Origin of the sequence: uncultured Methylobacterium sp., assembly GCF_964244095.1 — a bacterium.
GTDB lineage: Bacteria > Pseudomonadota > Alphaproteobacteria > Rhizobiales > Beijerinckiaceae > Methylobacterium.
Genome location: NZ_CAXTHR010000205.1, coordinates 1 through 5,467, shown reverse-complemented (window position 1 = coordinate 5,467; position 5,467 = coordinate 1). Strand labels below are relative to the sequence as shown.

The window sequence follows — 5,467 nt, the reverse complement described above, 5'->3', positions numbered from 1 at the left end:
CGTCGATGAAGATGATGCAGGGCGCGTTCTTCTTGGCCTGCTCGAACATGTCGCGGACGCGGCTGGCGCCGACGCCAACGAACATCTCGACGAAGTCCGAACCCGAGATGGTGAAGAACGGCACGTTGGCCTCGCCCGCCACCGCACGCGCGATCAGGGTCTTGCCGGTGCCGGGGGGGCCAACGAGGAGCACGCCGCGCGGGATGCGCCCGCCAAGCCGCTGGAACTTCTGCGGGTCGCGCAGGAACTCGACGATCTCCTGGAGATCCTCCTTGGCTTCCTCCACACCGGCGACGTCATCGAACGACACGCGCCCGTGCGCCTCGTTGAGGAGCTTGGCCTTCGACTTGCCGAAACCCATCGCGCGGCCGGCGCCCGACTGCATCTGGCGGGACAGGAACACCCAGGCGCCGATGAAGACCAGGATCGGCAGCCAGCTCACCAGCAACTGGATGAACCACGGGGTGTTGTCGGACGGCGGACGCGCGGTGATCTGCACGCCCTTGCCCGAGAGCTTCGAGACGAGGCCGGGATCGTTCGGCGCGTAGCTCGTGAAGCTGCCGCCGCCGACGTAGGAGCCGGAGACGTCCTGGCCGGAGATCACCACCGACTGGATCTTGCCGGAATCGGCGTCGTTGAGGAGTTGGCTGTAGGCGATCTCGCTCCCGCCGCCGCGATGACCCGGGTTCTGGAACAGGGTCACCAGCGCGAGGACGAGGAGGAAGATGACGACCCACAAGGCAAAATTGCGGAAATTCGGGTTCATCGATCAATCCCTGGGGCGTGCGGATCGGGGGCCGCTTGCTGCGGTTCGGTCCGCACGCTCTAGGCCAATGTAGGCAGAGGTCTCTCCCTTGCCAAGTAAGTCCTTAGCCCCTGCGGCAAGGCCGGCCGGTCGCCGCGGAGGCGCTGCCCGAATCGTCACCCGGCCCGCCGAGTCTGCGGCGATCACGAGGCCGCGCAGCGTCCGCCGCAGCGCCGTCCCGGCCCGCAGCGCCGGCAGCAGATCCGCGAGCACCAGCCGCTCCAGCCGCGCGAGCTGCCGCGGCATCGCGCCGCCGGCGCGGTCGAGGGCACGGTCGAGGACGCGCAGGGCGATCGAATCGGGGAGCGCGGCGAGGGCGGGGCCGTGGAGGTGAAGCTGTTCGGCTGTGGCGGCGCCCCCTCCCCCCCCTGCGGGGGAAGGCGGCTCGCGGAGCGGGTCGGGAGAGGGGAGCGACGTCTCCGGATGCGGCGCTCCCCTCTCCCGACCCTCGCTCACAGAGGGGGGAGGGAGGGCGCGGCGCTCGCCCCTGCGCGATGTGTGCATCCGGTAGCGTGCAGAGGGGGGAGGGAAACGCACGGTTCTTCCGATGGCGTCCGGAGCCGGACGCATCGCTGCGTCGAGAGCTTTGTCGGCCGCCGCATCGAGGGCCGCCGCGTCGCGGGCGGCGCGCGCGGCGAGCGTCACGAGCCGGTCGGCGGTGAGACCCTCGCGCGCCAGGAGCGGCAGCAGCCGGCGCAGCCGGACGCGGCCGTAGCGGTCGTCGGCATTCGACGGGTCGCGGACGAAGCCGAGGTGTCTGGCCTCGCACCACGCCACGAGGTCGGCCTTGGGAAGCGCGAGGAACGGGCGGGCGAGGACGATCCCCTCGGCGAGCGGGCGCCCAGCCCGCATGCCGGCGAGCCCCGCGGGTCCGCTGCCGGCGATCAGGCGCATCAGCACCGTCTCGGCCTGGTCGTCGCGGGTGTGGCCGGTGAGCACGATCCCGGCGCCGACCAGGAGCGCGTGCGCGGCGAGCAGGCGGTAGCGGGCCGCGCGCGCCTCGGCCTGGGTCGCGCGCCTGGCAGGCGCATCCTCCCAGCGGAGGATGGCGTGCGGGAGCCCGAGCGCGTCCGCGGCGCGGCTGACTTGGCGCGCCTCGTCGGCGGCCTCGGGGCGCAGGCCGTGATCGACGCTCGCCACGAAGAGCGACCGGGGCCGCAACGAGGCGGCGGCGTGCATCAGGGCGGTGGAATCGGGGCCGCCGGAGACGGCGAGCAGCACGGCCGCGCCGGAGCCGAGCCAGGGTTCGAGGGCGCGGCGGATTCGTGCGTCGGGATCGTCGCGTAAAAAACTCAAGCGGCGCAGCGGGCGCGCTTCTGCTCGCGCACGACGCCCTGGCGCACGCCCGGGCTCGCTGCCGGGAACTTGCGGTCGAGTTCTGCCAGGGTCGCGCAGGCCTGCTCGCGGGCGCCGAGCGCGTTCAGCGACACGCCGAGCTTCAGCATCGCCTCCGGCGCCTGCGGCGAGCGGGCGTAGTCGGTCGAGACTTTCAGGAACTGCTCGGCCGCCTCGCGGTTGCGATTGCGCGCGAGGTAGCTCTCGCCGAGCCAGTAGGTCGCGGCGGGCACGTGGCCGTCGCGGGGATGCGACTGGATGAACTGGCGAAAGGACATCTCGGCCTGCTCGTAGCGTTTTTCGCGCACGTGGCCGAACGCCGCCTCGTAATCCGCACCCGCATCCCCCGTGCCGGTGGCGGCGACGCTCGCCGCGGGGCGGGCCGCCGGAAGCGCGCCGGTGGTGCCGAGGCGGGCGGGCGGCGTCAGGTCGACCGGCTCGTCGTAGCCTGCGCCTCCTTCCGTCTCCTCGCCGTCGTCGATCGCCGGCTCCGGCAGGCGCCGGGTCTGCACCACGGGCGCGGCCGGGACCGCCGCCGGGGCGGAGGGCGGGGTGGCGCCGAGCTGCATCGGCGCGCCGGGGCGGCCGGGGTTCTGATCGGGGTCGAACGCGTCGCCGCGCTTCTGCGGACGCGCCGCGCCGGGATTGCCGCCGTTGACCGCGCCGGCCGGCGCCGGGGCCGCCCTGCCGCCCTTGCCTTCGTTGCCCTTGCCTTCGTTCAGGCGGAACTCGACGTCCTCCTGGAACTTGCGCAGTTGCTCCTTGAGCTGCCGGTTCTCGTACTGGAGCGTCTCGATCTGCCCGGCCATCATCCGGGACTGGTTCTCGATCCGGTTGAGGCGCACCACGAAGTCCGACGCGTCCTGCGCCGCCGCGGGCGCGGCGACGGAGAGGGCGAGACAGGCGGTGAGCAGCAGGCGGCGGAGCATGGCGGCACCGGTCGTATCGGGGGCGCCGTCCTCGGCGCGAGGCCGGCAGCCAATGCGCCGCAGCGCGGCGAAGTTAAGGCGATCGGAGGATCGCCGCCGTCAGGTCCCGGCGCCGCGGTCGAGCACCGTCACGGCGCGGCGGTTCTGCGACCAGCACGAGATGTCGTTGCACACCGCGACCGGACGCTCCTTGCCGTAGGAGACGGTGCGCATCCGCCCCGCGGCGATGCCGCGGGAGGCGAGGTAGTCGTTCACCGCCTGCGCGCGGCGGGCGCCCAGCGAAAAGTTGTATTCGCGGGTGCCGCGCTCGTCGGCGTGGCCCTCGATGAGGAAGCTGTAGCGCGGGTAGCGTTGCAGCCAGGCGGCCTGCTTGTCGAGGGTGCCGGTCGCGGTGGCGGTCAGGTCAGTCGAGTCGGACTCGAAGAACACCCGGTCGCCGATGTTGACCACGAAGTCCTGCGCGCTGCCGGGCGTCGCGGCGCCCGCGCCGAAGGCGGAGGCGTCGGCGAGGTCCTTGTCGCTGCTGCACGCGGAGACGGCGAGGCTCGCGCAGAGGGCGAGGGCGAGGGAGGCGGCGCGGAGGCGCGCGGAACTGGGCATGTCTGTCACTCCACGGGCGGATTCTTTCGCGACGGCCCCGAGCCATCCCGGGGGATCGAGGCGTGTCCGCGCGTTCAACCGAGGTCTTGGTCCAGCGAGGTCTTGGTCCAGCGAATTCTCGGCTCTCGAGGTCCCGGTTCTAGGCCGGTCGGGTTAAGCGAAGGTTCCAGCAACCTTGACGCCGGGTATCGAACGGGGCTGGGCGCGGACGACGTGCCGTCGCGCACCCGGCCCCGCCCGTCAGGTGCCCGGCCCGTCCTGCAGCGCCGTCAGGCACCCGGAATGCGGCGGCGCCACGGCCGCGGCCGCCGCACGAGGCGTTTCGGTACGGGCCGTTGCCGGGGCGCAACAGCCGGAGCTGCGGCGGCGGTCGGTCCGCCGCCATCGTCCGGGCGGGGTGCGCGCACCGCTGATCGCCGAATTTCCGGACGCCTTCATGCAAGCCCCGTCGGCCATGCAAGCCCCGTCGGCGAAGAGGATCGCAACGGAGGCCACGCATCTGCGCGGGCGCCGATGCCGGCGCGACCCGGAAAGGCGCCCGGGCCCGTGCCGATCGACGGATTCGTCCCTGCCGTCGGGCCGAAAAAACGTCTACTGATGCGGGGAGGGTCAGCACGTGGCCGCCACCGGGGGGAGGAGCCGTGTCGACGGCGAGCAGGACGAGGGCGCCGGCGCGGCGCCTGCGCCGGGACGGGGCGCTGCGGCGCGAGGCGGTGCTCGATGCCGGGCTGGAGGTGTTCTCGACGCTGGGCCTGTACGGCGCGAGCCTCGACCAGATCGCCGAGCGCGCCGGCCTCTCGAAGACCAACCTGCTGTACTACTTCCCGTCGAAGGACGAGCTCTACGTCGCGGTGCTGCGCCGGGTGCTCGACGTCTGGCTCGATCCGCTCCTGGCGCTCGACGCCGGGAGCGAGCCGGCGGACGCGTTGCGCGGCTACATCCGCAGCAAGGTCGCGCTCTCGCGCGATGCGCCGCAGGCGTCGCGCCTGTTCTGCCTCGAGATCGTGCAGGGCGCGCCGCTGCTGCGCGCCGAGCTTGCAGGACCGCTGCGGACCCTGGTGGAGGCCAAGGCCCAGATCCTCCGCGGCTGGGTCGCGCAGGGGCGGATCGCGCCGCACGACCCGCAGCACCTGATCTTCTCGATCTGGGCGATCACCCAGCACTACGCCGACTTCGCCACGCAGGTCGACGCGATCACCGGGCGCAGCCTCGCCGACCCGGACTTCTTCGAGGCGACGGTGGCGAGCACCCAGCGCCTCGTGCTCGCCGGACTGGGACTGACCTGAGGCTTCCGCCGGAACGGCCGAACCGGTCTTAGATCCGCTCTTCCGCTGGGCAGCCCCCGCACGGTTTGCGGGCATCGCGCGGAGAGTTTGTGCAAAGGGTCAAAACCCGACCTCCGGAAGTTTGACCATTTGATCCGGTTCGGTATCGTAGGGGTATCGCAAGCCTGCGTGCTTGGCCGATGACTGCCCACGCCATCGTCGCGCGCAGTCACCGCCGAACATGCGCGCGGCCGATGTCGTGCGTTCGTTCCGGGAACGAGCGCACAGGAAGCGCGAGGGTGGCATGTCCGAACCCATGACCGAGCCGGCGGCGAACGCCCTGAACGTCGGGGTGTTCATCCCGATCGGCAACAACGGCTGGCTGCTCTCCGAGAACGCGCCGCAGTACAAGCCGAGCTTCGCGCTGAACAAGGCCATCACCCTCAAGGCCGAGGGCTACGGGCTCGATTTCGCGCTCTCGATGATCAAGCTGCGCGGCTTCGGCGGCAAGACCGAGTTCTGGGACCACAACC

Annotated in this window: 4 protein-coding genes and 2 pseudogenes; 2 read left to right on the top strand and 4 right to left on the bottom strand. The window is 72.0% G+C overall.

Features of this window, described 5'->3' with window-relative positions; all coding sequences use genetic code 11:
• From ACFE86_RS20925 to pal, 4 genes and pseudogenes are all read right to left on the bottom strand, one after another.
• Positions 1-766: ATP-dependent metallopeptidase FtsH/Yme1/Tma family protein (locus tag ACFE86_RS20925; protein ID WP_375457247.1), on the bottom strand; the 766-nt coding region annotated here is incomplete at its 3' end.
• 588 nt (positions 767-1,354) lie between these two features.
• A pseudogene (tilS, locus tag ACFE86_RS20920) lies at positions 1,355-2,101 on the bottom strand (tRNA lysidine(34) synthetase TilS); the annotation flags it as partial.
• Complete coding sequence (gene ybgF, locus ACFE86_RS20915; protein WP_375457246.1) at positions 2,098-3,069, bottom strand: tol-pal system protein YbgF; 972 nt, start codon at positions 3,067-3,069, stop codon at positions 2,098-2,100. The pseudogene tilS and the gene ybgF, both read right to left, overlap by 4 nt.
• Positions 3,070-3,168: 99 nt before the next feature.
• Positions 3,169-3,669, bottom strand: a complete 501-nt coding sequence (pal, locus tag ACFE86_RS20910; protein WP_375457245.1) for a peptidoglycan-associated lipoprotein Pal — start codon at positions 3,667-3,669, stop codon at positions 3,169-3,171.
• A gap of 641 nt (positions 3,670-4,310) precedes the next feature.
• On the opposite strand from pal, the gene rutR reads away from it, so the two are divergent.
• Together rutR and ACFE86_RS20900 are read left to right on the top strand one after the other, a co-directional pair.
• Positions 4,311-4,955: an HTH-type transcriptional regulator RutR gene (rutR, locus tag ACFE86_RS20905; protein WP_375457244.1), complete on the top strand. Its 645-nt coding sequence runs from the start codon at positions 4,311-4,313 to the stop codon at positions 4,953-4,955.
• A gap of 319 nt (positions 4,956-5,274) precedes the next feature.
• Positions 5,275-5,467, top strand: a pseudogene (locus tag ACFE86_RS20900) (pyrimidine utilization protein A); the annotation flags it as partial.